This window comes from Denitrobacterium detoxificans (genome assembly GCF_001643775.1).
Lineage (GTDB): Bacteria > Actinomycetota > Coriobacteriia > Coriobacteriales > Eggerthellaceae > Denitrobacterium > Denitrobacterium detoxificans.
In genome coordinates, this window is the sequence record NZ_CP011402.1 from 150,602 (window position 1) to 176,722 (window position 26,121).

Here is a 26,121-nt window from a genome sequence, read left to right on the forward strand (position 1 = left end):
ATGTCTGCGGCAGAAGGAGCGGCAGAGGCCCTGCCCGAAAACGTGCTCACGCGCGATCTTTCTCAGTTCAAGAACCCCGAACTTGCAAAGGGGCTCATCGATTCCATCCAGGCGCTTGCGCCCGAGAGCTGCGCGCTCATGGAGGTATGCGGCACGCATACGGTTTCCATTGCCCGCGCGGGCATTCGTGCCATCATGCCTGAGGGAACGCGCCTGCTTTCGGGTCCGGGTTGTCCCGTGTGCGTTACGGCCAACCGCGATATCGATACCGTTATCGCGCTGTGCCGCATCCCCGACGTCACCATTACTACGTTTGGCAACATGACGCGCGTACCTGGTTCCACGTCGAGTCTGCTTGCCGAAAAGGCAGCGGGCCGCAGCGTGGAAATCGTGTACTCGCCGCTCGATGCGCTGCGCTATGCGCAGGAGCATCCCGAACGCCAGGTCATCTTCGTGGGCGTGGGCTTCGAGACCACCACGCCGCTCATCGCCATGGCCATTCGCCGTGCGAAGCAGATGGGGCTTACCAACTTCACCGTCTTCGTGGCGCACAAGAACATGCCCGGTGCACTCGAGGCCATTGTGTCCGACCCGTCGCTTCAGGTGGACGCCCTTATTCTGCCTGGTCATGTATCCACTATTACGGGCATGGCTCCGTACCAGTTCCTGGCCGAACGCTATGGCATTCCCGGCGTGATCACTGGCTTCGAACCGGTGGACGTGCTGCAGGGCATTGCCATGCTCATGCGCCAGCTGCACGAAGGCCGTGCGGAAATCGAGATCGCGTACACGCGCGGCGTGCGTGCGGAAGGCAATCCCGTGGCGCTGGCCGCTATCGACGAGGTGTTCGAAACTTGCACTGCTACCTGGCGTGGGCTGGGCCCCATTCCCGGAAGCGGATATCACATTCGCCCCGAGTTCGCGGAGTTCGACGCGGTGGAGCGATTCCATCCCGAAGTGGAACCCACCATCGAACCGCGCGGATGTCGTTGCGGCGATGTGCTGCGCGGGGCCATCACGCCGAAGGCGTGCCCGCACTTCAATCGTAGCTGCACGCCCGAGAACCCCGTTGGCCCCTGCATGGTGTCTTCCGAGGGCAGCTGCGCGGCTTACTACCGCTATTACCGATAAGCCTTTCTGCCTGGCGCGCGGGGCGCGACAACGTTTCCCGCGCGCTACAGAAGGGTAACAGTGACGCGCCATGCGTCGACCGCCCCGCTTACGCGGGGTTACCATCACAAGCGATATCAGCGAGCCGCCTGGTGCGGGAAAGGAACGATGCGTGCGCGTCAGCGAGGAAAAGATTCATCGCTCGCAAAATGGCGTGTTTGGTGGGGTTGCGGCTGGTCTGGCCACCCATGTCGACATCGACCCTGCCATCATGCGCATCGTATGCGTCGTGCTCGCCCTGCTTACCGCTGGCGCCATCATTCCGCTCTACATTGCACTCTGGCTCATCTTCCCCGAAGAGGAGGAGACGTGGGAGCCCGTGGACATCGATCCGAGCATGTATGGGGCAACATGCCCCATTCGCCCCATCGACGCCGCAAGCAAGCGTTCGCGTCGACGTACGCTGGTCATTTGCGTGTGCCTAGCTGTGGGACTTCTTCTTGTGTCCCTGGTTTCCGTTGCCGTGCTGGCTCAATTCGATGCGTCCTTTGGGCTCGTTCAAATTCCGGCCGCCTTTGCCATGGCAGTGGGCAGTGCCCGGTTTGTCATTCCCGGAAAGCATGGATACAACATTGTTACCTGTGCCGAAGGCGCCATGCTCTTTTTCGTGGGGCTGCTCGTGATGCTGTGGTCGGTCGACCTCGTCTCGATACGCCTCGATGCGTGGTTTGCGGAAACCTGGCCACTGCTTGCCATCACGCTCGGCTTGCTCATTCAGGCTCGTGCACTTGACGCGCCAGCTCTTGTGGTGTGCGCTATCGCGGCGTTTGTGGTGTTCTGCGCCATCGGCTTTACCACGTATACGTTCATCGGCGCGCATGAGGGCCTGTGGCAGCCGCTCCAGTTCCGCGATGATGTCTTGGCGCCCTTGGATTGGTGGGGGAGGGCATAGTGGCAAGGAAATTATCCTCGTATCCCCTGAAGAACCGCATCTGGGCGGGCGTAGGCATGGTTATCACGTTCGTGGGAGCCATTGCCCTTTTGGGCATGTACGCCCACTTGGGCTGGTGGGTTACGCTGGGGCAGGCGGTTGCCTTCATCCTGAACGTTCTGCTGCCCATTTCGCTTGTGCTGTTGGTTGTCTACCTATTCTGGGCATGGCGCGTGGGCAAGTTCGCGTCGCTGGGTTGGGTGGATGGAACCAAGCGGCTTTGCCGTAGCGAGACCGACGTTCGCCTCTTTGGCGTATGTGGAGGATTTGCGCAGCGCTATGGGCTGGACAGCACGGTGGTGCGCGTGGTTGTTTTGCTCCTCTTCTTTGTATCGCCCCTGCTCATGACGCTGGCGTATGCACTCTTCGCCCTTTTAATGCCACGGGAGTAATCCCATTTCAGAGGCCGTGTGGGGCATGCAAAATTTTGTATAGAATGCCCGTTTCGGTATAATTTTCGAGCTTTCAAATACGTTTCGGGATGGCAAAACACACCAGACACGCACGAAGCCGTCCTTGCGCAGGCGTTCGCCTGCCATTCGATTAACGGGAGATGCGTGGTTCAAACGCAAGCACATATGCGCCGCTTTGCGGTGCCTGGGGTTGTTGCCCTTCTCGCGCTTGTTGCCTGTGTGACACTGTGCGTTTTGGTCATTCCCCGTGGCATTGCGCAGGGCGCTGCCCAGGCCGATGATTCTACGCTGGGCGTGGGCGATACGCTTTCGGTTGCGCAAGCGGGCGAAAGCGCCACGACGTTTGCGAACGCAACTGCTTCCACTACGCAAGCCGTTTCCGATAGCGGTGCCTCTCTCCAGAAGGCGCAGACGCGATCTATCACCGTGAGCGACCCCGACCCCGTCGTGCTGCTTTCCGCGGTCGACATGGGCAATGTCGATACGATTCAGGCTGCTGCCCAGGTGGGCACCACCAATCCGCTTCCCACGGCGCCGCTCATTCAGCCCGATATGTCCGAAGAGGGTTGGATGTCGGGCGAGGCTTCGGCCTATTCCGTGTCCGACTGCATCAACGCCGACCCCGACAACCCCGATGCCGGCCGTCTTACCGCCTCTGGCCGTGCATTTAGCGACAGCGGCGTTACGGTTGCCGTACCCCAGGGCCAGGAATATCTGCTGGGCCGTGCGGTCGAAATCAATTACAACGGCATTACGGTCGTTGCCACGGTTACCGATACGGGCAGCTTCGGCAGCAAGTACGGTCGCGTGCTCGACCTGGCCGGTGGCGTCTACAAGGCCTTCGGCTATTCCTCTTCGAGCGACTGGGGCGTGCACACCGTCTCGTATCGCTTCCTGTAGTTCTGAAATCGCTTGGGTGCACGGTTCTGCCGCGTTATACTTCGCATTGCATGACGTGAAAGGAATCGGATGAGTAGGAACGTAATCGTCGTTGGCTGCGGCCGCGTGGGCTCGCAGCTGGCAAATATGCTTTCCGAGAATGGCAATAACGTGTGCGTCGTCGACCGCGACGCGAACGCCTTCTCCAACCTGGGCCGTGCATTCAATGGCTCGGTCGTTCAGGGCGTCGGCTTCGACGAGGACGTGCTTACTCGCGCCGGTATTGCCACGGCCGATTGCGTTGCCGCGGTAACGCAATCCGACAACGCCAACCTCATGACGGTGGAAGTTGCCTCGCACATCTTCAACGTGCCCCACGTCATCGCGCGCCTGTACAACCCCGGCCATGAACGTGCGTACGAGCAGTTGGGCTTGGATTACGTGTGCGGCACCTCGCTCGTTGCCGAAGAAGTCTTCTCTAAGATCTCTTCGGGCCATGGCTTCCATCTCGATACGTTCGGCGACTACGAGGTCCTGCGATTCTCGTTGAACCTGGAACGCAATGATATGAAGTCCATTCGCGTTTCCCAGCTGGAAAAGGCTCATGACGTGCGCATTATCTGCTTCGAACGAGCTGATGGCCGTACGAGCTCCATTCCCACGGGCGATAGCGTGCTGGAGCATGGCGACTCCGTGCTCGCCTGCGTGCGCAGCACCATGGTGCCTTCGTTCGCGCGTTGGATTCAAGACTAGGGGCCACTATGTACATTGTTATCAACGGAGGCGGCAAAGTTGGCGAGTATCTTGCCACGGTAATGCTGCGCGATGGCAACGAAGTCGCCATCATCGAGGAAGACCAGGAAACGGCCGACCATCTTGCCAACGTGCTCACGGGTCGCTATCTGGTTATCTGGGGCGACGGCTGCATGTCGCGCTACCAGGAAGATGCCGACATCCGTCGCGCCGACGTATTCGTATCCACTACGGGCAAGGACGACGCCAACTTGGTGTCGTGCGAAATCGCCACGCGCGTTTTCGATGTGCCGCGTTGCATTGCCCGCGTGAACACTCCCAAGAACATGCGCATCTTCCGTGAGGTGGGCATCGAATGCGTGTCGTCCACGGCACTCATTGCCACCATCATCGAGGAAGACGCCATGCTGGGTGGCATTAGCGTGCTTTCCAGCTTGTCCCATGGCAACGTGGCGCTGAACCAGGTTACCGTTCCGCGCATGCGCCATCATGACAACGACGAGGGCGTGCTTGCCTACGACGTTCCCATGCCCGAGGGCTGCCTTCTCGTGGCCGTTTCGCATGGCGATGACGACGATATGGAAGTCGTGGGCGAGGACACGTACCTGTATCCGGGCGACGCCGTGATCATCGCGTCCGACAAGGATCAGCGCGCAGCCGCGGTTGCCGTATTCAAGCAGCTGTAGCCTTTGTGCCCGCGCCTCTCGTGGCGTTTTCTCGTGCTTGCTTCACTTGCGCGCATTGGAGTGCCATGCGGATTTAAAATGTGTGCAGCATTCCGCAAGAAGAAAGGGCAGGCATGATCCCTCGTTACACGCGCCCCCAGATGGGCCACATTTGGACGAACGAGAACAAGTTCGCCGTTTGGAAGGAAATCGAGCTTTTGGCATGCGAAGCGCAGGCCGAGCTGGGCGCATCGGGCATCACGAAAGAGGAAGCCGCGTGGATTCGCGCGCATGCCGATTTCCGCGTAGACCGCATCGACGAAATCGAGGCCGTAACCAACCACGACGTTATTGCGTTCCTTACCTGCATGGCAGAATACATCGATGCCGACGTGCCCGAAGGCCAGGAAAAGCCCAGCCGCTGGGTGCATTACGGCATGACGAGCAGCGACCTGGGCGACACGGCGCTTTCCTATCAGATTACCCAGGCGCTCGACATCATCATCGAAGACGTGCGCCAAATCGGCGAGATCTGCAAGCGTCGCGCGTTCGAATTCCAGAATACGCTGTGCGTGGGCCGCACCCATGGCATCCATGCCGAGCCCATGACCTTTGGCATGAAGTTCGGTAGCTGGGCCTGGGCCATGAAGCGCGCTCTCGACCGTCTGCTTCAGGCGCGTGAAGTTGCCGCTACGGGTGCCATCAGCGGCGCCGTGGGCACGTATTCCAGCATCGACCCGTTCGTAGAGCAGTACGTGTGCGAGCATATGGGCCTTACGCCCGATCCGCTGTCCACCCAGGTTCTGGCGCGCGACCGTCATGCGCAGGTCATGAGCACGCTCGCATGCACCGCTGCCAGCTTCGAGAGCATTGCCATGCAGGTGCGCCTGCTGCAGCAGTCCGACGTCATCGAGGCCGAGGAGCCGTTCAAGAAGGGTCAGAAGGGCTCTTCCGCCATGCCTCACAAGCGCAACCCCATCACCGCCGAGCGCGTGTGCGGCCTGGCCCGCACTGTGAAGGCCAATGCGCAGGTTGGCTTCGACGACGTTGCCCTGTGGTACGAGCGCGATATCTCGCACTCCGGCGCCGAGCGCACCGCGCTTGCTGATAGTTTCATCGCCCTCGACTACATTGCCGAGAAGCTGCGCTGGATCCTGGACGGCCTGCAGACGTACCCCGAGGCCATGCAGGCGAACATGTACAAGACGCGTGGCCTGATCTTCTCGAGCAAGGTTTTGCTTGCCCTGGTTCAGACGGGCATCACGCGTGAAGACGCCTACGTCATCGTGCAGCGCAACGCCATGGCCACGTGGCACGACGTGCAGCAGGCCAAGGAAGGCCCCAGCTATCGCGAACGCTTGGAAGCCGACCCCGAGTGCACGCTTACGCAGGAAGTGCTCGACGAGATCTTCGATCCGTGGGATTTCCTACAGCGCAAGGACATCGTATTCGACCGTCTGAAGGAACTTGAGTTCTAGGCCAATCTCGTATGGCTTTCGCGCCGGCTTAGCGGGCGCGGTGAACGCCCCGGTGCGTGCTGTAGTACCTGCAGCCGCCCCGGGGCGTTTTGCGTCATGTGCGTGCTGGGCGGCAAGGTGATATGCTTATTGTCCTGTAATGGGCCAATTAGCTAGAATATGGGCATGCAAATCGCCGTTGTCGAAGATAATCTGTACGACATGAAGCACATGCGCTTCCTTTTGGAGCGCTATCTTTCCGTGCGCGGCGTTATAGCCTCCATCGACACGTACCGCACGGCTGCGGAATTCCTGGAGGGCCTGGAGGCTGGCCGTCACGATGTCGTTCTCTTCGACTGCTATCTCGACGAAGCGGGCATGGTGCCCGACCCCAATGCCATGACGGGGCTGGATGCATCGCGCAAGTTGCGACAGGTCGATCCCGACTGCGTCATCGTGTTTACCACTACCAGCCGTGATTTCGCGGTTGAAAGCTATGAGGTGCAAGCGCAGGGCTATCTCATCAAGCCCGTTGCGTACGAAGACTTATCGATGCTGCTCGACCGCGTCATGGCGCAGCGTGCTCCAACGCGCATGGTGACCCTGGGCGGGGAAGGCTTCGACGCGAATTCTCTCTACTGGGCTCGCTCGGCGGGTCATTATCTTGAACTGCATTTGGCCGAGCGCGTGTTTTTGCGCGTGCGTTCTACGTTTGCTCAGCTGGAAGGCGCAGTGGCTGGCTTGCAGCAGTTCTACGTTCCTGCGCGTGGCTACATCGTGAACCTCGATGTAGTCGACCGCATGGATGGCAACGAATTCGTGGTGCGTGGGGGCGATAGGATTCCCGTGAGTCGTCGCAGCCTGCCTCAGGCTCGTGCCGCATGGGCCGATTGGATGTCCCAACGCAATGGCCGAGGGTTCTAGTCGTGGTTAGCTTCTCGAACATCTTCTATTCGGTTTGCGAGCAGCTCATGATGGTCTCGTCGGCGTACCTTACGCTTACGCCGTTGGTTGCTGCTGAGTGGATATCGCGTCGTACGCGCGTGACGTTCATGTTGCTCGTTGCCGCCATGGGGGTTACCTGTGGCGTTATGTATGAGGTTCTCCCCGAAAGCAAGCTGCCGCTGTTTATCCTTACGAGCGTCGTGTCCATCGGCGTGCTCATTGCCGTTACGCGCATTCGTCCGTACTTCTTGCTCTACCTGTTCTTTACGTCGGAGTTCTTCGTGTATTCCCTTTCGACGTTTGCGCGTGTTGCGGATGCGTTCATGTATCCCGAATCGCTGGCTGCTTCGCATTACACGTGGTTCGGGGAAATCGTGCTTTGGAGCTCGTTGGTGCTGTTTTGCGCGGCGTCGTATTCTCTGTTTCACGATCGCATTCCCTACATTTTGGAAAATGGCGTTATGGGGCAGTCGGGGCGTTCGTTCTGGCATAATGCGTGGCTGCTGCCCTTCATGTGCTATCTGGTGGACGTGCTCGCAATCGATGTTCCGTCCGACCCGTCGCTCGTGGACGGGAACGTGCTCTTCTCGCTCGTGTTCCTGCAGCTTGTCATCATGACGCTGTATTTGTCTATTCTGGGTTTGGAATACTATCTCATGCATAGTGCAAAGGATGCTCAGGAGGGTTTGAACCGCGAGCACTTGCTCGATATGCAATTGCGGCAGAATACGGTCATGAAGGAGCGCATCGATCAAGCGCGGCGCGCGCGGCACGACTTGCGTCATTTTCGAAACACCGTTGCGATGTATCTTCGAAATGACGACCCAGATGGCCTAAAAACGTATCTTGGTCAATTAGACGAAATCACGGATGATAGCCCCCTTATTTGGTGCGAGAACTCCATTGTGAACGCCATCGTGGGCCATTACGTGTCTCGAGCGCAGGCGTTGGGTGCCGAAGTACAAGTGCATGCTCAGGTTCCGCAAGAGTGCGGCATAACCGAGGCGCAGTTTTCCGTGGTGGTTGGCAACGTGCTCGAAAACGCCGTTGCCGCCCTGGAGCGCGCGAAGGAAGAGGGCGGTATTCGCCTGGCGCTCATCATAGCAATCGACGTAGGCGTTGGTCGTCAGTTCACGCTTGACGTACGCAATACATACGCAGGTGAGATACTGAAAAACGGCCAGGGCGAGTTGCTGTCCACCAAGCACGAGGGAACGGGCGTTGGCACGGCTAGCGTAACCGCCGTTGCCGAACGCATGGGCGGCTTTGCCCGCTTTGGGAACGAGGGCGGCATGTTCCGCGCGTACGTTCTCATGCCCCTGGGATAGACTCTTTTCAGCAGAAATCCCCCAAATGTCATAAACGGTATTTGTTTGGCACGAACGGCATGCCGTTTGGCACCAACTGCAATGCCCCGCTTCCTACAATGCAAATAGTAGGGAAAGGTACGCCTGTGCCCGTGTGCACAAGAGAGAACAGCAGGGGGTGTGCGTTATGTTCGAGCTGGAAGCATGGATCGCAATCGACGCGGTTTCCGCAGCTGTGCTCGTTATTCTGTTCGCTGCCACTCACGATGGCTCTGTTCTGCGCAGCCGTCAGCGCCGCTTCTTCCGTCGTGCCCTGTGCATGATGGCTGGCCTGGTGCTGGTCGATGTGCTTGCTCACCTGCTGCAGGGCGTGCCCAGCGTTTCCTTCCCCCTGGCGTTTCTCCAGCAGGCGCTCGTTCCCGTCTGCCTGTTCCTGGGCGTTGCATATGCCGCCTCTTGCATCGAAGTTCATCGTGCAATGCCCACGTGGTGGTACGTCGCGAACGGCGTCGTTTGCGCGGCCGATATCATCTTTCTGTCCGTGATGGCAACCGCTGGCGTGCTGCCCGGCCCGTTCGGCTCCCTGGTTCCGTCAGACGGATGGATCTGGTGGGCGCAGGCGGCGTTCCTCTGCATCTACCTTGTCGTCGATGCGATCTTCTTCTTGGTGCGTCAGGTACGCATCGGAACGACGACGGCCTACTCGCTCTTGCTTGCGATGGCCATCACCATCGCGGGCATTGGGCTTCAGCTTATCGTCTCCAACACTCTGATTCTTCCTGCCGCGCTCGCCGTCGCGGCGCTTTCGCGTTACGCGGTCGTGCAAGCCGAAGGCACGAGCGTCGATTTCCTCACGGGCATCTGGAATCGCCGCGCGCTTGATCGCAAGCTCGATCAGCTCGTGCGTTCGCATCGCACGTTCGGAGGTCTGCTCATCGACATCGATGAGTTCAAGAACATCAACGATCGCTTCGGCCACGTAACGGGCGACGCCGTTCTGGTCGAATTCTCCAAGCTGCTCGTCGACTGCTTCCGCGTCGACGATACCGTCGCTCGCTACGGCGGCGACGAATTCTTCGTCATTGTGGAAGTAAATGACGAAGCAATTCTCTCTCTTATCACCAAGCGCGTGCGCGAGACGCTCATTCGTTTCAACGGCGAAAGCGCTCTGCCGTGCGAGGTTCAGGTTTCCATCGGCAGCGCACTCTACGTGCCGGGCGATGGCATCGATGATCTTCGAGATAAGGCGAAGCGTGCGAGCTCCGCTTTGGAATACGTAAATCGGTTGGACGCGGCTATGTATGCCGAGAAGGCGCAGAAGCGCATTCTGCGTGGGAACGTCCAATCGTACGTTTCGGCTTAGGCCGTTAGTCGGGAGTGAACGCAGGCGTCCGGATGACGCGTTGCGACGAGAAGGTAGGTGTCGAAAATGAAACGGGATATGAAGCAGTCAAACACGGAAAGCGTTGGCGACAAGCCAACATCTTCCAAGGCTCGTATGCGCAAGCGCTTCGACAAGGTCGTTGCCGTCATGTGCACCATTGCCATGGTGTTTGCCATGGTGCCGAATGTGGCACTGGGCAATGACGACGCACTGTTCGAGGCCATGCAGCAGGGCGAGTCTGAAAGCGTAGCCGCCGCAAGCGGCGACGCCCAGACGAATGACGCGACTGCCGTCGTTCAAGCTGCCAGCGAAGAGGCAGATGCGCAGCAGGCTACTAATACTAGTAAGGAAGCAGATACGGCGCAGGCCGAATCCGCTACTACTAATACTAAGGCCGAGTCGGGCGCAACCGAGCAGAAGGCAACTGAGTATCCCGCCGTCACGTTCGATACCGAACATGCCAATGGCGTTGCCGTGAACGTTTCCGCTCCCAAGGGCGCGCTGCCCGAGGGAGCCAAGCTTGTCGTTACGGGTGTTTCTGCGGCAAGCGTTTTGGGCACCGTGAACGATGTCGTAGAGGGCAACGTAACCACTGGCAACATTGCCGCCGTGGATATCTCCTTTACCTACGAGGATCCCGCTACGGGCAAGACGAGTGAAATCGAGCCCAAGCTTCCCGTCACCGTGAAGCTCGCTTCCGATGGCATTCGCGAAGCGCAAGCCGATGCCGATGCAAACGTTGACATCGTCCACATTCCCGACGCTGGCTCCGCCGAAGTTATCCCGTCTTCGACGACCGCCTCCGATCAGGTTCAGATTTCCTCCCAGGACTTCTCGGTTTATGCAATCGTCACCACCGTCACGCCGCGCCTGACCGTTACCTTCCAGAACGGCGCGAGCGAGAATCCCGCAATGACCATAAAGGCGAATGACACCGCCGAGGAAGTCGAGAGCATTATCTACGATCCCGGCGTAGAGGGCCTTGCCTCCAACGAGATTTTCCGCGGTTGGACGACCGATCCGAATTACACCGCCGACACCGAACTGCTTACCATCGCGGAAGTGCGCGAAGCTGCCATGAATGCCGTTGCTTCGCTTACGGGCGATAGCAGCGTTACCTACTATCCGGCGATCTTCAAGCAGTACAAGATCGACTACGTTGACGAGAGCGGCGTTTCCCAGGGTGCGGAAACCGTCGAGGTTCCCAGCAACCTGCAGTCGGGCGAAGGCACCTATACGGTGAACATGGGCTACACGCCCACCGACCCCGAGCGTAACTTCGAGGGTTGGCTGGTTTCCGAGGGCAAGTCGAACATCGCGGGTTACGAAGAGGGCCACGTATACAAGAACGGCGACACCATTACCGTTACCGGCGATGTGAAGTTCTCCGTTTCCGAGCCCCTGGGCCATTGGCTCGTGTTCGACGAGAATGGCAAGGGCGGCACGTATAACGCTCCCGAGTTCGTGAAGGCTGGAGAAGTCACCACGAAGCCGTGCGACGACAGCGTAATGGTCCGCTTTGGCTATACGTTCGGTGGTTGGTTCACCGATCAGGCTTGCACGGCTGGCCATGAGTTCGCGTTCGGCAGCGAACTGGCCGAGGGAATGACCATCTATGCCAAGTGGATTCCCAATGCTACTGCTAACTACACGGTCATCATCTGGAAGCAGAACCTGAACGCCGATGGCTACGACTTCGAAGAGGCCATCACGCTTTCCGGCCGCGTAGGTTCTACCGTGAACACCGTTTCGAAGCAGGGCAATGGCGATAACGCCTACGCGCGCATCAACGGCACCAACAAGCAGTACACGGGCTTCCATTTGGATAGCTTCGACCAGAACGTAACCATCACCACCGAGGGCAACGCCGTGGTGAATGTGTACTACGACCGCACCCAGTACACGCTTACGTTCCGTAAGCCCGGTGGCTGGTTCTCCCACAGCACGACGTATAAGACCATCACGGCGCTGTATGGTCAGTACATCGGGGACAACTTCCCCATTACCGATAACGGTGCCGACGCCGAATGGCGCTGGGATCCCCAGGATAGCGAGACCTTCGATCAGGTGCTCGTGTACATCGACGTCATGCCTGCCGAGAATGTCACGTTCGATCGCAGTACGTCCAACGCTAGCACCAAGTACATGGAGTTCTACGTTGAGGCTCTTCCCGGGCAGGCGGCAGACCGCACCTGGAACGGCAAGAGCTTCGTGAAGTATGGCAATACCATCCCGGCCAAGTATGGTTTCTTCACCGAGGCCGAAGACTTCGTCGAGCTTACGGGCTATGAGAAGTATGGTTCCGATCCCGCGTTTGTGAACGGAAGGGCCGACGTGGACGGTGGAGCCACCATTCGCTTCTACTACACGCGTAATTCCTACACTATTAACTACATGGACGGCGTCTACGTAGATGGCAATGGCAATGCGCTGGACGAGATGAACCGCGGGCAGCTGGGCGAGAACGACGGCATTAGCTTTGGCGCGGACCTCAGCTCGTACAACGCGGGCGGCGCGAACTACTTCGCTCCCGAGTGTACGGGGTATGCATTCGAGGGATGGTACATGGATCCCGAATGCACCCAGGCTTACAACTTCACGACCATGCCCGAGGGTGGCGTTACGGTGTATGCCAAGTGGCGCCAGGTTCAGTATCGTGTGTTCCTGCATCCCAATGCCGGCACGCAGCAGAGCGATCCGAGCCTCGATTGGGGTTCCACGAGCCAGTCGATGAACTTCCGCGTTGGGTACGAGGGAACCGTTTCCCTTCCCAATACGGCCCTGCGTGATGGCTACGAGTTCGTGGGTTGGTATTCCGACGCCGCTTGCACGAAGGTGTTCAACGAGAACACCAAGCTCACCGATGCCATCGCCACCGACTACAACAAGCTGACCGACTTTACGGACGTCATGGACCAGTGGGGCAATGGCGCAACCTACAATTCCGATATCACGGGCTTCAACGGCTCTGATCGTTTCTGGATCACCAAGCGCGTAGATGTATACGCCAAGTGGCGTGCCGTTCTGGTTGGTGCCGATGGAATCAACGTCCTGTACGACGCCAATACCGCCGAGGGCGGCAAGCAGGGCTCCCAGCCCACCGATACTAGCTTCTATACGGAGGCTGCATACGTAACCGCTGCTTCGGCTGCACAGCCGGCCGATCCTACGGCAAAGCGCTTCAAGTGCTGGGTCGTGCAGACGTGGGATGAGGCATCCCAGTCGTACGTTGATACCGACAAAATGGTTCTGCCGGGCGAGTCCTTCGAAATCCATCAGGCAGATGCTCGCGTTGTCGAGCGTTCTGGCAGCACGCCCGAAGATCCGAAGTACACCTACACGGTGCAGCTGAAGGCCGTCTACGAAGACGTTGAGGAAAAGACCCCCACGCACATCGATTGGTACAGCAACTATGGCACCGAAAATGAAGGCAAGGGCATCCTCTACCACAGCGATAGCGACCTGAGCATCAACGAGGCCGTAAACATCCAGAGCGCGCCTACGCGCGAGGGCTACACCTTCATGGGTTGGACGAAGACCCGGGGTGGCACGGAAGCTGACTTCCTGGCATGGGATGGCGAGCAGTACACCACCACCGTTGATGGCGAGACGTACGTAGTGACGCAGGTTGCCGCTGACGAGAAGCAGCCGTACGAGGATCTGTATGCGGTATGGCAGCCCAGCCTGAACGTTCAGATCACGGGCAACACCAGCACGGTTACCTACAACGGTTCCGAGCAGTCGGTTACGGGCTACACCGTTACTTATATGTATGCGGGCGGCGAAGCCACTTCCACCGCTCCCGAAGGCGTGACCGTAACGCTGAAGCCGGGCAAGGAAGCCGTTGCCAAGGGCACCGACGCTTCCGAGCAGAAGTACATGATGGGCCTCACGCTCGACGACTTCGAGATTACCGCACCGGGTTACAACTACGATCCCACGAATGCGTTTAACACCTACACCGACGGCTGGCTGAAGATCGACAAGCAGACGCTGGACGTTACCGCTATTACCTACAGTGGCGCGTATGACGGCCAGGCTCATGAGGGCGGCGTTTCCTCCACCCTGCCCGAGGGCACCACGCTTCAGTACACCACCGACAATGGCGAAACCTGGAGCAGCGAGGCTCCCAGCATTACCAATGTTGGCTCCATCACGTACGCCGTGAAGGCCACGAACCCGAACTACCAGGATGGTATCGCCCTGGGTACGCTGACCGTTACCAAGAAGGCGGTTACCGTTACCGCTCAGAACAAGGAGTTCACCTACAACGGCACGGCTCAGAGCTGGAGCGGATACGACGTGACCGGCCTGGTCGGCGATGATGCCATCAACGCCACGGTTGCCGGCTCCATCACCTTCCCGAGCCAGAGCCCCGTGGCCAACGTGGTCACCTCCTACGAGTTCACCTCTGGCAACGCCGGCAACTACGCCGTCACAACCGCCAACGGCGAGCTCACGATGAAGGCTGCCTCGCAGGCGATCACCATCACGGCCGCCAACGGCTCCAAGACCTACGACGGCACCGCGCTCACCGCTAGCGGCGTCACCGTCACCGAGGGCGAACTGCTTCCGGGCGACACCCTGGTGGCCACCGCCGAGGGCTCGGCCACCAACGTGGCCGACACCGCCGCCGGCAACAACCCCGTGGCAGCCGGCTACAAGGTCATGCACGGCACCGAGGACGTGACCGCCAGTTACGTGATCACCCCGGTCGCCGGTACGCTGACCATTAATCCCAAGGCCGTGACCATCACCGCCCAGAGCAAGGCCTTCGCCTACACGGGCCAGGCCCAGAGCTGGCCCGAGTACGACGTGGCCGGCCTGGTCGGCGATGACGCCATCAGCGTCACCGTCACCGGATCGATCACCTTCCCGAGCGAGAGCCCCGTGGCCAACGAGGTCGCCTCCTACGAGTTCACTTCCGGCACGGCGGGCAACTACAGCGTGACCACCGCCAACGGCGAGCTCACGATGGCCAACGCCTCCCAGGCGATCACCATTACGGCCGCCAGCGACTCCAAGACCTACGACGGCGCCGCACTCACCGCTAGCGACGTCTCGATCACCGAGGGCAGCCTGCTCCCGGGCGACGAGCTCGTGGCCGAGGCCACCGGCTCCGCCACGAACGTGGCTGACACGGTAGCTGGTAACAACCCCATCTCCGAGGGCTACTTGATCATGCACGGCGACGAGGACGTGACCGCCAGCTACGTGGTCACCACCCAGGCCGGAACGCTCACCATTAATCCCAAGGCGGTCACCATCACGGCCGCCAGCGAGGAATTCACCTACGACGGCACGGCGCACTCCAACGCGGGCTTCGAGGTCGAGGGCCTGGTCGGCGATGACGCCATCAGCGCCACGGTGACCGGCTCCATCACCTTCCCGAGCCAGAGCCCCGTGGCCAACAAGGTGGAGGGATACAGCTTCACCACCGGCACCGCCGGCAACTACAGCGTGTCCACCGCCAACGGCGAGCTCACGATGGCGAACGCCTCGCAGGAGATCACCATCGCGGCGGCCTCCGATTCCAAGACCTATGACGGCACGGCCCTGACCGCCGCGGGCGTTACGGTCTCCGAGGGCGCGCTCTTCGAGGGCGACGAGCTCGTGGCCGAGGCCACCGGCTCCGCCACCAACGTGGCCGACTCCACCGAGGGCAACAACCCGGTCGCGGCTGGCTACAAGGTCATGCACGGCACCGAGGACGTGACCGCCAGCTACAGCATCACCGCCGAAGCCGGCACGCTCACCATCGAGCCCGCAGCCGTGACCATCACGGCCCAGAGCAAGGCCTTCGCCTACACGGGCCAGGCCCAGAGCTGGCCCGAGTACGACGTGGCGGGCCTGGTCGGCGATGACGCCATCAGCGCCACCGTCACCGGATCGATCACCTTCCCGAGCGAGAGCCCCGTGGCCAACGTGGTCACCGGCTTCGAGTTCGCCACCGGCACGGCCGGCAACTACAACGTGTCCACCGTGGACGGCGAGCTCACGATGAGCAACGCCTCGCAGGCGATCACCATCACGGCGGCCTCCGATTCCAAGACGTATGACGGCACGGCCCTGACCGCCGCGGGCGTCACCGTCACCGAGGGCGGCCTGCTCCCGGGCGACGAGCTCGTGGCCGAGGCCACCGGCTCCGCCACCGACGTGGCCGACACCGCCGCCGGCAACAACCCGGTCGCGGCCGGCTACAAGGTCATGCACGGCACCGAGGACGTGACCGCCAACTACGCGATCACCCCGGTCGCCGGCACGCTGACGATCAACCCGAAGGCCGTCACCGTCACGGCTGCCAGCGAGGAATTCACCTACGACGGCACGGCGCACTCCAACGACGGCTTCCAGGTCGAGGGCCTGGTCGGCAGCGACGCCATCAGCGCCACGGTGACTGGCTCCATCACCTTCCCGAGCCAGAGCCCCGTCACGAACGTGGTCACCGGCTTCGAGTTCACCGCGGGCGACCCCGACAACTACAGCGTGACCACCGCCAACGGCGAGCTCACGATGAGCAACGCCTCGCAGGCGATCACCATCACGGCCGCCAGCGACTCCAAGACCTACGACGGCACCGCGCTCACCGCTAGCGGCGTCACCGTCACCGAGGGCACGCTCTTCGCGGGCGACACCCTGGTCGCCGAGGCCAATGGCTCCGCCACCAACGTGGCCGACACCGCCGCCGGCAACAACCCCGTGGCCGCCGGCTACAAGGTCATGCACGGCACCGAGGACGTGACCGCCAGCTACAGCATCACCGCCGAAGCCGGCACGCTGACCATCGAGCCCAAGGCCGTGACCATCACGGCCCAGGACAAGGCGTTCACGTACAACGGAACGCCCCAGAGCTGGGGTGGCTACGACGTGGCCGGCCTGGTCGGCAGCGACGCCATCAGCGCCACCGTCACCGGGTCGATCACCTTCCCGAGCGAGAGCCCCGTGGCCAACGTGGTCACCGGCTTCGAGTTCACCGCGGGCGACCCCGACAACTACAGCGTGACCACCGCCAACGGCGAGCTCACGATGAGCAACGCCTCGCAGGCGATCACCATCACGGCCGCCAGCGACTCCAAGACGTATGACGGCACGGCCCTGACCGCCGCGGGCGTCACCGTCACCGAGGGCACGCTCTTCGAGGGCGACGAGCTCGTGGCAACCGCTGAGGGCTCCGCCACCAACGTGGCCGACACCGCCGCCGGCAACAACCCGGTCGCGGCTGGCTATGCGGTTATGCACGACGGCATGGACGTGACCGCGAGCTACGCGATTACCGCCCAGGCCGGCACGCTGACCATCGAGCCGAAGGCTGCAACGATTACCGTTGCCGACGCTTCTAAGGTTTACGGTGAAGCCGATCCTACCTTCACGGGCGTCGTTGATGGCCTAGTCAACGACAATGATTTGGGCGAGGTTGCCTATCTCCGCACCAACCACGCAGAAGACGTTGATGTCTACGAAGAGGTTCTCGACGCAACCTATACTGCAAACGAGAACTACAGCGTAACCGTTGACAAGGGCGATTTCGAAATCACGCCTGCTCAGATTCCGGGCGAAAAGCCGGATCCCGATAATCCGGATAATCGCTTCAGCGTGTTTGGTCCGTCCGACGCCATTTACAACGGCTTGCCTCAGTATTCGCAGGTGATCATCTTCGATCGCGCGACTCAGGAATATCTGGTCGAGGGCACTGACTACACGCTGAGCTATAGCGACGACGTTACCAACGTTGGCCAGAAGACCGTTGCAGTTAATTGCCAGGGCAAGTATTCGGGCACGATGAACCTTTCGTATCAGGTCATTCCCGCCAAGATCACCATCAAGGCCGACGGCAAGACGAAGGTCTACGACAACGATGCCGCGACCGACCCCGAGCTGACCGCGACGGTGTCTGGCGTTCCCGCAAACGGCGTTGCCCCGGTCTACCAGCTGACCCGCGAATCCGGCCAGGACGTTGACGACTACGCCATCAGCGTTGCCGCTAGCGCGGATGACAACCCGAACTACACGGTGGCAACCGAGGGCGCCACGTTCCAGATCACGCCTGCGGCCATCACCATCAAGGCCGACGGCAAGACGAAGGTCTACGACAACGATGCCGCGACCGACCCCGAGCTGACCGCGACGGTAACGGGCGTTCCCGCAAACGGCGTTGCCCCGGTCTACCAGCTGACCCGCGAAGCCGGCCAGGACGTTGACGACTACGCGATCAGCGTTGCCGCTAGCGCGGATGACAACCCGAACTACACGGTGGCAACCGAGGGCGCCACGTTCCAGATCACGCCTGCGGCCATCACCATCAAGGCCGACGACAAGACGAAGGTCTACGACAACGATGCCGCGACCGACCCCGAGCTGACCGCCACGGTAACGGGCGTTCCCGCAAACGGCGTTGCCCCGGTCTACCAGCTGACCCGCGAAGCCGGCCAGGAAGTCAACGACTACGCAATCTCGGTCCTGTTCGTGGCAGATGACAACCCGAACTACCAGATTGCCACGGAAGGCGGAACCTTCTCCATCACGCCGGCTGTCTTCCCCGATGTGAAGCCCGATCCGGATGACCCGAACGCACGCTTCACGGTAACCGGTCCCGATGACGCTGTGTACAACGGCCTGGCGCAGGCCATGCCCGTGACCATCGTCGACACGACGACGGGCGCAACGCTCGTTGAGGGTACCGATTACACGCTGGAGTACAGCGAAGACGTCACGAACGTTGGCACGAAGGAAGTCCGCGTGATTGGCATGGGCGACTACGCTGGTGAGATGCACGCCACCTACGCCATCACTCCCGCGGCGCTCAACGTCACCACCGGCACCGCCACGAAGGTCTTCGACGGCACGGCTCTTACGGCTCCCGTTACCTACGAAGGTCTGGCTGTGGCCGACGAGGGCAAGGTGACCATCGCCGCTACCGGTTCTCAGACGGCCGTTGGTTCTTCCCAGAACACCTACAAGATCGACTGGGGCGAGGTGAGCTCCGATAACTACGTGCTCACCGACTCGCTTGGCACGCTCACGGTGACCGCGGCTGTCGTTCCCGGTGGCGTAACGCCTGCGGGCTTCACTCCGGTTCCCGCGCCTGGCGCTCCCGCGGCGATCACGCCTGCCGCTGCTGGTCCTGCGGCCACGATCATCCCCGATGATGCCACTCCGCTGGCTGGTCCCGAAGAGTCCATCCTGGACGATGAGACCCCGCTGGCCGCCGATGACGCCTTCGCGGCCGACTCCGAGCAGCCCACCTGCTGGGTCCACTGGGCAATGGCCTTCGGCATCCTGGCTTCCGCCGTTATCTACGCCGTGGCTATCGCACGTCGTCGTTCGTTCACCAACGGACTTGGCGCTGATGCCGACAGCATCCGCGGCCTCGAGCCCGAAAGCAAGCAACCGATGCAGGATGGCGCCAAGAACGCTCCTGCCTACAAGGAGGTGTAACCGTCATGCGTAAGCCCACTATCATCATCACGGTTATCCTGGTCGCCATCTCGATTGGTCTGCTGATCGCCTGGTACGCACTGGGGCTCTACCGCATCGACAGCCCGCTCGACCTTATCGTCGACGTGGTTTGGTGGCTGGTCATCGCCGGGTGCTGCCTGCTGGTGGTACGCAGCGAACAGGCGCGCCGCCGCGCGATTCGCACCATCTACGTTTCGCCCACCGCGCTGTACAACAGCAGCACGGGCCTGGTGCCTTGCACCGACCCTGCTCAGCGTCCCGCGGCCATGCGTCGCATCCTGAGCGACGTGGACTACGGGTTTCATAAGCGCGAGCTTCCTGCGGAGGGCACGTTCGACTGCCTGTACGTGGTGAGCACCGACCATTATGAAGACGGCGACGCCGAGAACGAGGTGCGCACGTGGGACGGTACCGTGGACATGGTCACTCCCGGCGTTCGCAAGCCCGTTTCTTCCATCCAGTTCAACGGGGTGAAGCAGCTTTCGGCGCTCATGGCGTAAGCAACCGTGCCTGAAAGGGCGGTCGACCCGAGCTCTTCCATCTGGCAAGTCCAGTAGAAGTTGTTCGGTTTCCGGCCGCCCTTCGCTATGCCCATGTGCCTTCTTCCTATAATGGGGCGAAACGCGTGAAGGGATAGGCATATGGAAACCACGTCCGCGAATGGTCCAATCAAGCTGTACGAAGACGCCCAGGGGAGCTATGCCCTCTATCGTGTGGGCGCCGACATCGGCGGGGAATCGGTCCTGCTGGTTTCTGGCGGGGATGCGGCGCTCATCGACGCTGGCTATGCGTGGTGCGCCCCACGGACGTACCGCAACATTCAGGCCGTTTTGGGCGATGAGCCGGTAGGGATGCTGCTCCTCACGCATTCCCATTATGATCACGCTGCGGGCGCGGGCTACCTGAAGAAGCGCATGCCCGAAATGGTTATTTGTGCTCATGCCCATGCGGCACGCGTGTTCGAGCGTTCGGGTGCCCTTGCCACCATGCGCAAGCTGAACGACGCCGAGGCCCATGCACAGGGCCTTTCTGAGTACGAGGACGTTTCCGACATCCGCGTCGACCGCGTGCTCGAGCCGGGCGAAACCGTGCGCATTGGCGCGCTTTCGCTGCAGGTCATTGAGGCGCCGGGCCACACGCGCGATTCCCTTGCATTCTGGGATGAGGAATATCGCCTGCTTATCTCGTGCGAAAGCGCGGGCGTGTACGCAGGCCCACTTCCCGAAGGCGTTGTGCCGGGAGGCAAGCTGGCGGACGATACCGCCGTTCCCGAAGACGTTATGTTCTGCTGCCAGATTCCCGCGCTTACGGGCTATGCCGATTGCCTGGCGTACATCGAGCGCGCGCAGGCGTTGGATCCGGCGGTTATGCTAGTTCCCCATAGCGGCGTCATGGTGGGGCAGGAAGTGCGTGACTATCTAGCTGCTGCGGCGTTTTGGGGCGTATACGAAGGTGACCTGGTTGTGCGCCTGCATAATCACGGGCTTTCCCCCGATGCCATTCTCGAGTGCTTCAAGCGCGTGTTCTACACCGAGGCCGTGCGTGCCGTTCAGCCCGAACCCGCATTCGACCTCAACGCCAGCTATACGGTGCCCCTGATCTTGCGCGAACGCGTGTAGTCTGTTTGGAGCTGCGCCGTGCGTGCCTCCGTGGAATACGGTAGGTAGCGTATGGCGTATCGCGGGCGCGTGCCATAGTATGGCAGTATGGAAAATATTCTGGTAAATAAGCGCTCTTTGAGCTCGCGGGATTGGCTGGTCGACGTGCTCGTCGCCCTGGCTGCCCCGCTGTTTGCGTATGTGCAGTTGTATTTGGCCACGTCGCCCATCGTATTTCACGACGATACGTTCCGCGACATGGTGGGCATCCTCACGGGCGCGCCCGATCCGTCGGCATACGTGCTGCTTGCGTTCACCGCGCTGCCGCTGGCGTTTCGCCGCATGTTCCCCTGGCCCGTGTACGTGTTCGTCATCGTGCTGTACTCCTTTGCGCAGGATTCCGCGCCGGGGTACGCCTTCTCCATCATCGGGCCCGTTATCGCCCTGTTCACCTTGGCAAACGAGCGACCGCGCATGGAAGTCATCGTGGCGGCCGTGCTGGCTGCGTTCCTGCTGTGCGTGGCTACCATCCCCAGCGATAACGACAGCGTTGCCCTGGTTGTTCGCGTGCAGAATTTGAGCTACATGGCCCTCGCCGTGGCGGCGGGCGTTGCCTGGCGTGCGTACCAGCATTCGGTGCGGGAAACCGAGCAGCGCGCACTCGAGGCGGAACGCACGCGCGAGACGGAAGCCGCGCGTCGCGTGGAAGAGGAGCGCGTGCGCATCGCGCGTGAGATTCACGACATCACGGCCCATTCGCTTTCCGCGGTGGGCATTCAGGCGGCTGCCGCCGAAAAGCTCATCGACCGCAATCCCGAGGCGGCGCGCGAGGCCATCGTGCAAGTGCGCATGACCTCGAAGTCCGCGCTCGAGGAAATTCGCTCCATGATTGGCGTGCTGCGTAACGAAGATGCCGAAGCGGAAATGCGTCCTACAAACGGCACCGACCGCATGCCTGACCTGTGCGAATACGCGCGTAAGGCCGGTTTGGAAGTGCATTACGAGGCGGGCAGCTATCAGCGCCAGAACGCCCCTGCATTCGTGGACGTGGCGCTGTTTGGCATCGCCCGCGAGGCCGTTACCAATACGGTGCGCCACGCGCAGGCCAAAAACCTGTGGGTGCGCTTGGCCATGTCCGACGGCTATGCCATGCTCACTGTGGAAGACGACGGTATTGGCCTGAGCAGCAAGGTTGCTACCGAGCATTCCCCGCTCAGCGGCCATGGCGTGCAGGGCATGGAAGAGCGCGTGCGCGTGCTGCATGGCACGTTCCAGGCGGGGGATAGAGCGGCAGGTGGCTACCGCGTTCAGGTGAGCTTGCCTCTAGGCGAAAGGGAATAGCATGGACGATCTGATCGGAGCATCCAACCCGAATAGCGAGAGCTTCCGCGAGGCGAATGCCCGCTTGCGTGCGCAGAGCGAGGAGGCGGCCCGTTTGGCGGAGGCCGCGCTCAACGACGCGCGTGACGTGACCGTTCTCATCGTTGACGACCAGGACCTGGTGCGCAACGGCTTCCGCCTGATCATTTCCTCGTACGATCACGTGAAGGTGGTGGGCGAGGCCGACAACGGCATCGCCGCGTACGACCGCGCCATGGAACTGCATCCCGACGTGGTGCTCATGGACATTCGCATGCCCTTGGAAGATGGCATCTCAGCTACGCGCAAGATCGTTGCAGAGCCTTCGCTCGCGGGTACGCGCGTTCTCGTGCTTACCACGTTCGATGTCGATGAATACGTGTACGACGCCCTGCAGGCTGGGGCCAGCGGCTTCATGCTGAAGGATTCCGAGCCCGACGACATCGTTCGCGCCATTCGCACGGTGGCCGATGGCGATGCGCTCATTCAGCCGTCCATTACGCGTCGTCTTATCGAGACGTTCGTCGATTCGCGTGCGCGCGATGCTCATGCTGCGGTGGAGCTTTCCGTGCTCACCGACCGCGAGCGCGAGATTCTGCGCATGGTGGCGCGCGGCATGAGCAACGAGCAAATCGCCGAGGAGTTGGTCATTTCCCCAGCCACGGTGAAGACGCACGTGGCGCGCATCATGGGCAAGCTCGACGCGCACGATCGCGCCCAGCTGGTGGTTATCGCTTACGAACGCGGCCTGGTTGCACCCGGCTGCTAGCGTTTGCCCTGCATACGTGTGCGCATAGGGGCATTCACGCCCTGTGTGGCGCAAAGGTAACGGTTGAGTTACCCACGCTCAGATTATTTGAAAACGCTTGCATACGGCCTTTCCAATGCTATGATGGCAAGCGTTGTTTGGCACTCGTACCCATTGAGTGCTAGCACTCTTCAAGCATAAAAGACAAGCCGCATTGCGGCGGTCAGTGAAAGGAAGGCTGTGCTATGAATCTGAAACCGTTGGGCGATCGCGTCATTGTCAAGCAGGACGAAGTGGAAGAGACCACCGCGTCTGGCCTGTTCATCGCCAGCAGCGCCAAGGAAAAGCCCACCACGGGCGTTGTCCTGGCCGTGGGCGAGGGCAAGCTTGCCGAAGACGGTTCCCGTCTGCCCATGCCCGTTGCCGTTGGCGACCATGTCATCTATGGCAAGTTCGGCGGCGCCGAAATCGAAGTCGAAGGCGAAACGGTCATCATCCTGCGCGCCGACGATATCTACGCTATCCAGGGCTAACAGTGCTCTTTTCCCCGCGGTTGCATAACGCGGGTCTTCACTATTCGCTATTGAAAGGAAACTGAACAACATGGCTAAGGATGTTCTGTTTGACACCGACGCCCGTGGCGCACTTGCCACTGGCGTGAACAAGCTTGCTAACGCCGTAAAGGTCACGCTTGGCCCCAAGGGCCGCTACGTGGCTCTGGAAAAGTCCTATGGCGCTCCGCTGGTCACCAACGACGGCGTGACGGTTGCCAAGGAAATCGAGCTGGAGAACCCCGTTGAGAACATGGGTGCCCAGCTGGTCCGCGAAGCTGCTGTGAAGACGAACGACGCTGCTGGCGACGGTACCACCACCGCTACGCTGCTGGCCGACGCCATCGTCACCGAGGGCCTGCGCAACGTCATCGCCGGTTCCGACGCCCTGGGCATCCGCCGCGGCGTTCAGAAGGGTGTCGACGCCGTTGTTGAGACCATCAAGGCCGACGCTATCGAAATCGAGAGCAAGGACCAGATCGCCAACGTGGGTACCATTTCCGCTGGCGACGCTACCATCGGCGAGAAGATCGCCGAGGCTATGGACCTGGTAGGCAAGGACGGCGCCATCTCCGTCGAGGAAAGCCAGACCTTCGGCATCGACCTCGAGCACGTTGAGGGCATGCAGTGGTCCCGTGGCTACATCAGCCCCTACATGGCCACCGACATGGAGAAGATGGAAGCCAACCTGCAGGATCCCTACATTCTGCTCACCGACCAGAAGATCTCCAACATCCAGGACATGGTTGGTCTGCTGGAAGCTGTCATGAAGTCCGGTCGTCCGCTGCTGATCATCGCTGAGGACGTCGAGGGCGAGGCTCTGGCCACCCTGCTGCTGAACAAGCTGCGCGGCACCCTGAACGTTGTCGCCATCAAGGCTCCTGGCTTTGGCGACCGCCGCAAGCGCATCCTGGAAGACATCGCTATCGTCACCGGTGCCCAGGTTGTCGATAAGGACTTCGGCATGACCATCGCCGACGCCACCGTGGAAATGCTCGGCCATGCCAAGAGCGTCAAGGTCGACAAGGACAACACGCTCATCGTCGACGGTGCTGGCGACAAGCAGGCCATCGAAGAGCGCAAGGAGCAGCTGAAGGCTGAAATCGAGCGCGTCGATTCCGACTTCGACCGCGAGAAGCTGCAGGAGCGCCTGTCCAAGCTCACCGGCGGCGTTGCCGTGCTGAAGGTTGGCGCTGCTACCGAAAGCGAGCTCAAGGAAAAGAAGAGCCGCATCGAAGACGCTCTGCAGGCTACCCGCGCTGCCGTTGAGGAAGGCATCGTTGCTGGCGGCGGCGTTGCCCTGGTTGACGCTCTGCCCGCGCTGGACGCCGTGAAGTGCGACAACAAGGACGAGGAGATTGGCGTCGAGATCGTGCGCAAGGCCCTGGTTGCCCCCATGCGCGAGATCGCCAAGAACGCTGGCTTCGAAGGCTCCGTTGTCGTCGAGAAGGTTCGCTCCATGGAGAAGGGCTTCGGCCTGAACTCCGCCACCGGCGAGTATGGCAACATGATCGAGATGGGCGTCAACGACCCCGTCAAGGTTACCCGCATCGCTCTGCAGTCCGCCGCTTCCGTGGCTACGCTGATCCTGATCACCGACTGCACCGTGAACGAGATCCCGAAGGAAGCCGACGCTTCCGCCGCCGCTGCAGCCGCTGCTGCCGGCATGGGAGGAATGGGCGGCATGATGTAAGCCCACCCTGCTGGGTTGGACTTGCACCGCGGGGCCCGGCGGCGTACCGCCGAGGCACGCCCCGCTCCGCTGCTCGCACGGCGCTTGTTGCTGTGAGTTGTTGGGACCGAGAGGTTAGGCCTCTCGGTCCCTTTTTGCGTTCTGCGGGGGTGCGCCGTGCTCGTGCGCTGCGCTGCTTCATGCTTTTACTGGGCGCTGCCCCGCGGGTGCCGGCCGCGCCCGGCGGGGCAACGTTCGGCTACGCCTTACGTTGCCCCTTCGGGCGCGGCTGGAACCCGCGGGATTGCAGCGCGGGGGATGGTGTTCAGAGGGTGCCTCGTGCGGTACGCCGCCGGGCCCCGCTAGCGGGTACCGATCGGGTTGGCTTTCATCGGAGGACCGCTGCGAGCCGGGGCCGCTCGCGGGGGCTGCCTCACGGGCGCGGACGCTTCGCTGCGCGCCCTGCTGCGAGCGGGTTCCGCTTGCTGGGTCGTGGGGTTGCCGTACGGGCGGAGGCGCTTCGCTGTCCGCCTGCTGCGAGTGGGTGCCCCTCGCCGGGTCGAGGGGACGGCTCACGGGCGCTCGCTTCGCATTGCGCCCTGCCGCGACGGGGTTCCGCTTGGCCTGGGCGTTGCCACGGGCGCGGACGCTTCGCTACGCGCCCTGCCGCGAGCGGGTTCCGCTTGCCGGGTCGTGGGCGTTACCACGGGCGCTCGCTTCGCTTTGCGCCCTGCTGCGAGTGGGTGCCCCTCGCCGGGTTGGAGGCGGTTTACGGGCGATTCGCTTCGCTCTCGCCCTGATGTGGGCGTGGGATACAATGAGGGCGAAGGATG

General features: G+C 61.3%; 17 protein-coding genes. All 17 read left to right on the forward strand.

The window, feature by feature from the left end; genetic code table 11:
• Positions 1-1,131 carry a hydrogenase formation protein HypD gene (gene hypD / locus AAY81_RS00425; RefSeq protein WP_066660012.1) on the forward strand — a complete coding sequence of 377 codons (1,131 nt, stop codon included), beginning with the start codon at positions 1-3 and terminating at the stop codon, positions 1,129-1,131.
• Between the two features lie 151 nt (positions 1,132-1,282).
• On the forward strand, positions 1,283-2,062 hold the full coding sequence (locus AAY81_RS00430; RefSeq protein WP_066660015.1) for a PspC domain-containing protein: 780 nt from the start codon (positions 1,283-1,285) through the stop codon (positions 2,060-2,062).
• Positions 2,062-2,493, forward strand: a complete 432-nt coding sequence (locus AAY81_RS10035) for a PspC domain-containing protein (RefSeq protein ID WP_205630833.1) — start codon at positions 2,062-2,064, stop codon at positions 2,491-2,493. Before AAY81_RS00430 ends, AAY81_RS10035 begins: the two co-directional genes overlap by 1 nt.
• 240 nt (positions 2,494-2,733) lie before the next feature.
• Positions 2,734-3,414 carry an RlpA-like double-psi beta-barrel domain-containing protein gene (locus tag AAY81_RS00440; protein ID WP_156501469.1) on the forward strand — a complete coding sequence of 227 codons (681 nt, stop codon included), beginning with the start codon at positions 2,734-2,736 and terminating at the stop codon, positions 3,412-3,414.
• Between the two features lie 69 nt (positions 3,415-3,483).
• Entirely contained in the window at positions 3,484-4,146 is a 663-nt protein-coding gene (locus AAY81_RS00445) for a potassium channel family protein (RefSeq protein WP_066660021.1), read from the forward strand.
• 8 nt (positions 4,147-4,154) lie between these two features.
• Positions 4,155-4,832 carry a potassium channel family protein gene (locus tag AAY81_RS00450; protein WP_066660025.1) on the forward strand — a complete coding sequence of 226 codons (678 nt, stop codon included), beginning with the start codon at positions 4,155-4,157 and terminating at the stop codon, positions 4,830-4,832.
• Between the two features lie 113 nt (positions 4,833-4,945).
• Positions 4,946-6,289: an adenylosuccinate lyase gene (purB, locus tag AAY81_RS00455; RefSeq protein WP_066660028.1), complete on the forward strand. Its 1,344-nt coding sequence runs from the start codon at positions 4,946-4,948 to the stop codon at positions 6,287-6,289.
• Between the two features lie 165 nt (positions 6,290-6,454).
• Positions 6,455-7,192, forward strand: a complete 738-nt coding sequence (locus AAY81_RS00460; RefSeq protein ID WP_169815766.1) for a LytR/AlgR family response regulator transcription factor — start codon at positions 6,455-6,457, stop codon at positions 7,190-7,192.
• 2 nt (positions 7,193-7,194) lie between these two features.
• Positions 7,195-8,541 carry a sensor histidine kinase gene (locus AAY81_RS00465; protein ID WP_066660032.1) on the forward strand — a complete coding sequence of 449 codons (1,347 nt, stop codon included), beginning with the start codon at positions 7,195-7,197 and terminating at the stop codon, positions 8,539-8,541.
• A 166-nt stretch (positions 8,542-8,707) separates the two neighbouring features.
• Entirely contained in the window at positions 8,708-9,883 is a 1,176-nt protein-coding gene (locus AAY81_RS00470; protein WP_066660034.1) for a GGDEF domain-containing protein, read from the forward strand.
• Between the two features lie 78 nt (positions 9,884-9,961).
• Complete coding sequence (locus AAY81_RS00475; RefSeq protein WP_066660036.1) at positions 9,962-19,339, forward strand: MBG domain-containing protein; 9,378 nt, start codon at positions 9,962-9,964, stop codon at positions 19,337-19,339.
• A 5-nt stretch (positions 19,340-19,344) separates the two neighbouring features.
• A complete protein-coding gene (locus AAY81_RS00480; protein WP_066660039.1) occupies positions 19,345-19,860 on the forward strand; it encodes a hypothetical protein in 516 nt (171 codons plus the stop codon).
• Between the two features lie 141 nt (positions 19,861-20,001).
• Positions 20,002-20,979, forward strand: coding sequence for an MBL fold metallo-hydrolase (locus AAY81_RS00485; RefSeq protein ID WP_066660042.1), 978 nt, complete (start codon positions 20,002-20,004; stop codon positions 20,977-20,979).
• Positions 20,980-21,066: 87 nt separating this feature from the next.
• The gene (locus AAY81_RS00490; protein WP_066660043.1) at positions 21,067-22,299 is read left to right on the forward strand and encodes a sensor histidine kinase; all 1,233 of its coding nucleotides are present in this window, start codon (positions 21,067-21,069) and stop codon (positions 22,297-22,299) included.
• A gap of 1 nt (position 22,300) precedes the next feature.
• A complete protein-coding gene (locus AAY81_RS00495; RefSeq protein WP_082867764.1) occupies positions 22,301-23,086 on the forward strand; it encodes a response regulator in 786 nt (261 codons plus the stop codon).
• Positions 23,087-23,310: 224 nt separating this feature from the next.
• Positions 23,311-23,598, forward strand: coding sequence for a co-chaperone GroES (locus AAY81_RS00500; RefSeq protein WP_066660044.1), 288 nt, complete (start codon positions 23,311-23,313; stop codon positions 23,596-23,598).
• Between the two features lie 70 nt (positions 23,599-23,668).
• A complete protein-coding gene (groL, locus tag AAY81_RS00505) occupies positions 23,669-25,309 on the forward strand; it encodes a chaperonin GroEL (RefSeq protein WP_066660046.1) in 1,641 nt (546 codons plus the stop codon).
• The last annotated feature ends 812 nt before the right edge of the window (positions 25,310-26,121 follow it).

Bases quoted from the DNA above. Each gene is read 5' to 3' on its own strand.
- AAY81_RS00490 (WP_066660043.1), top strand. From the start codon at position 21,067: ATGGAAAATATTCTGGTAAATAAGCGCTCTTTGAGCTCGCGGGATTGG.
- AAY81_RS00500 (WP_066660044.1), top strand. From the start codon at position 23,311: ATGAATCTGAAACCGTTGGGCGATCGCGTCATTGTCAAGCAGGACGAA.
- AAY81_RS00495 (WP_082867764.1), top strand. From the start codon at position 22,301: ATGGACGATCTGATCGGAGCATCCAACCCGAATAGCGAGAGCTTCCGC.
- hypD (WP_066660012.1), top strand. From the start codon at position 1: ATGTCTGCGGCAGAAGGAGCGGCAGAGGCCCTGCCCGAAAACGTGCTC.
- AAY81_RS00470 (WP_066660034.1), top strand. From the start codon at position 8,708: ATGTTCGAGCTGGAAGCATGGATCGCAATCGACGCGGTTTCCGCAGCT.
- AAY81_RS00480 (WP_066660039.1), top strand. From the start codon at position 19,345: ATGCGTAAGCCCACTATCATCATCACGGTTATCCTGGTCGCCATCTCG.
- AAY81_RS00475 (WP_066660036.1), top strand. From the start codon at position 9,962: ATGAAGCAGTCAAACACGGAAAGCGTTGGCGACAAGCCAACATCTTCC.
- AAY81_RS00450 (WP_066660025.1), top strand. From the start codon at position 4,155: ATGTACATTGTTATCAACGGAGGCGGCAAAGTTGGCGAGTATCTTGCC.
- groL (WP_066660046.1), top strand. From the start codon at position 23,669: ATGGCTAAGGATGTTCTGTTTGACACCGACGCCCGTGGCGCACTTGCC.
- AAY81_RS00460 (WP_169815766.1), top strand. From the start codon at position 6,455: ATGCAAATCGCCGTTGTCGAAGATAATCTGTACGACATGAAGCACATG.
- AAY81_RS00445 (WP_066660021.1), top strand. From the start codon at position 3,484: ATGAGTAGGAACGTAATCGTCGTTGGCTGCGGCCGCGTGGGCTCGCAG.
- purB (WP_066660028.1), top strand. From the start codon at position 4,946: ATGATCCCTCGTTACACGCGCCCCCAGATGGGCCACATTTGGACGAAC.
- AAY81_RS00485 (WP_066660042.1), top strand. From the start codon at position 20,002: ATGGAAACCACGTCCGCGAATGGTCCAATCAAGCTGTACGAAGACGCC.